Source organism: Aquiflexum sp. (assembly GCF_977115555.1).
In genome coordinates, this window is the sequence record NZ_CDSBKL010000545.1 from 1 (window position 1) to 2,247 (window position 2,247).

Annotated in this window: 5 protein-coding genes; 3 read left to right on the forward strand and 2 right to left on the reverse strand. The window is 45.5% G+C overall.

The window, feature by feature from the left end; translation table 11 throughout:
* Nucleotides 1–257 precede the first annotated feature (257 nt).
* Complete coding sequence (locus ACZFYI_RS19360; protein ID WP_462525764.1) at nt 258–473, reverse strand: hypothetical protein; 216 nt, start codon at nt 471–473, stop codon at nt 258–260.
* Nucleotides 474–496: 23 nt separating this feature from the next.
* Between ACZFYI_RS19360 and ACZFYI_RS19365 the strand changes: the two genes are divergently transcribed.
* Genes ACZFYI_RS19365 through ACZFYI_RS19375 form a run of 3 tightly spaced genes read left to right on the forward strand, consistent with a single transcriptional unit; the run spans nt 497 to nt 1,870 of the window.
* Nucleotides 497–1,243, forward strand: a complete 747-nt coding sequence (locus ACZFYI_RS19365) for a hypothetical protein (protein ID WP_462525765.1) — start codon at nt 497–499, stop codon at nt 1,241–1,243.
* Between the two features lie 4 nt (nt 1,244–1,247).
* On the forward strand, nt 1,248–1,688 hold the full coding sequence (locus ACZFYI_RS19370; protein WP_462525766.1) for a DUF5675 family protein: 441 nt from the start codon (nt 1,248–1,250) through the stop codon (nt 1,686–1,688).
* Nucleotides 1,643–1,870, forward strand: a complete 228-nt coding sequence (locus tag ACZFYI_RS19375) for a hypothetical protein (RefSeq protein WP_462525767.1) — start codon at nt 1,643–1,645, stop codon at nt 1,868–1,870. The genes ACZFYI_RS19370 and ACZFYI_RS19375 overlap by 46 nt, the downstream gene beginning before the upstream one ends.
* 195 nt (nt 1,871–2,065) lie before the next feature.
* Here the strand turns inward: ACZFYI_RS19375 and ACZFYI_RS19380 are convergent.
* A partial coding sequence (locus tag ACZFYI_RS19380; protein ID WP_462525768.1) for a hypothetical protein occupies nt 2,066–2,247 on the reverse strand: 182 nt, incomplete at its 5' end.

Consider the following 2,247-nt stretch of genomic DNA (forward strand, 5'->3'; position numbering starts at 1 on the left):
AGAAACCATATCATTATTCCGATATTTTTTACACTTGTACTTTTCCAATATTAAAATCCCGATACCCAATTTAAAACCCCCAATATTAATTTCTACAACACTGATTAATGTGACTGCCTACTGATCACTGAGACTGCCCACTTCTAACTACTCATCCACTACCTACACGCAATCCAACCATGGACTGTGGACAATGGACTGTGGACTTTTTTTTGACTATCGACTTTACCAACTGCAAGCTGATCACTGCCCACTGATCACTGCCCACTGCCCACAACCCACTGCCACTGCGTACTGCTAAAGACTAGTTCAATACCTACACGGATACCGCTGTGGACTATCGACTGTGGTCCGTTGACTTTTACAAAACCCGCAGAATCCGCAGAAACGGTACTTTTCCGCAAAATCCGCAAAATCCGCAGGATCCGCAGATTGTTTTTTATTCCAACAGCCGGCTCCCCACATTTGAGCATGTTTCACATAAACCAAATCAAAAATGGCAAAGCAATCAAGTGCATTCAAGCTCGAAGGTAACATAGGAGGATTCTCCTTCTACAAAACCAGAGACGGCCACATGGCCAGAGAAAAAGGAGGCGTCTCCAAAGACAGGATCATGACCGATCCCAAGTACGCTCGGACAAGGGAAAATCTGAAAGAGTTTTCCGAAAATGCCAAGACGGTAAAAATGGTCAAGGATACAATCAGACCTGCAGTTCTTAGAATAGCAGACTCCAAATTTCACGCAAGATTGATCCGGGAGATGATGAAAGTCCTCAGAACAGATCCTGTCAATGGCAGGGGGAAACGGATTGTGGCAGAAGGAGAATGGAACCTGATCCAAGGTTTTGAAATCAATTCCAAGGCTGTCTTATCAGGCTCGGTGAAGACTGATATTACCCTGACCAACACGGCAACAGAATGGGGGTTTTCGATCGACCCATTTATGCCGGTTGATTTCCTTTCCATTCCCTTGGGTGCAACCCATTTCAAGATGATAGCAGCAGGAGCATCATTTGATTTCCAGGCAGGGACCAAAAGTTTCATTCTTGAGGCAGGAGCAAATCTTCCCTTGGAGGAACTCTCAGGAGCAATTGCTGTGACCATCCCAAAAGCAGGTTTACCCGAACCAAACAAGCTGTTTATCATCGGGATTGAATTCCTGCAGGTGGTCAACGGTCAAGACTACGCCTTCAACAGTGAGGAGCACAATGCCGCGGCAATCGTAACCGTGGAAAAAGTCTAAGGCCATGAAACTGCTTTTGAAAAGAGAGTACGGGAAGCACTCGACTAGGGGTACTGTTTCCCTAAACGGAAATCCGCTTTGCAAAACCCTGGAACCATCGATTTCAACAGAAAACAGGCTCTGTCCGGAAGGTCTGTACAGATTGGCTTGCGACTACGACGAGGACAAAGGTTGGCACCTGTATTTTGAAGCGGATGGCAGGCGGATCGAAATCAGAGCCATATCGTTATCAGCTGTAAAGGACTGCATTGTCCCGATCACCTGTTTCAAAGAAAGCATACCCTTATTTACCCGGCTTGCATGTAGGAAGTTGACCGACAGGTTGATGGATTGCATGGAAGAGGGGGAAGAGGTATGGCTGGAGATCTACAGTGTTGTAAAACTTTCAAAACCGAAACGATGGAGATTGAATCCGCAGAATACCTTGCAGGCGCAGGAGGGGTAATATCCCTGATGCTTACGATCATTGCCTACCTGTTGAAGTTCCTCTTGCAGGACTTCAGGGCGCTGCAACAAAACCTCCATGAGGTGCAGACCAGGTACCAGCTGATGGAAGCCGCCATGCAGACCATGTCCAAGGACCTGAATGCCCTCAGGCTTCAGCTGCAGAAAAAAGCACCTGTATAGGTTACAGAAAATTGACCATTAGACCAATCATCCCTGTCTTTATGAGATGGGGATGATTTTTTCTGTTGACCAATTACTTAAAAAGACATAAGACACAAGACACAAGATGCTAGACTTGATTCAAAAAAGACACAAGATGCTAGACACAAGACACAAGACTTGATTTCCCAACAACAATTAAAACCACTAGAACAATTACAACCTTCCCAACCCGACAACCCGAGAACCCGACAACGCGCAGCAGACAACAATTACAACCATTTTGAATCTGCGTTCATCCATTTCATCTGTGGTAAAAAATTTCCATCCCTGTTTTGGCGGAAAGCCATCTCCCCAATTAGCCATCAAATTAGCCAAAACCCAACCTAACTCATTTC

Coding starts and splice junctions, on each gene's coding strand:
- ACZFYI_RS19360 (WP_462525764.1), bottom strand. CDS start 473: ATGCTCAAATGTGGGGAGCCGGCTGTTGGAATAAAAAACAATCTGCGG.
- ACZFYI_RS19370 (WP_462525766.1), top strand. CDS start 1,248: ATGAAACTGCTTTTGAAAAGAGAGTACGGGAAGCACTCGACTAGGGGT.
- ACZFYI_RS19375 (WP_462525767.1), top strand. CDS start 1,643: ATGGAGATTGAATCCGCAGAATACCTTGCAGGCGCAGGAGGGGTAATA.
- ACZFYI_RS19365 (WP_462525765.1), top strand. CDS start 497: ATGGCAAAGCAATCAAGTGCATTCAAGCTCGAAGGTAACATAGGAGGA.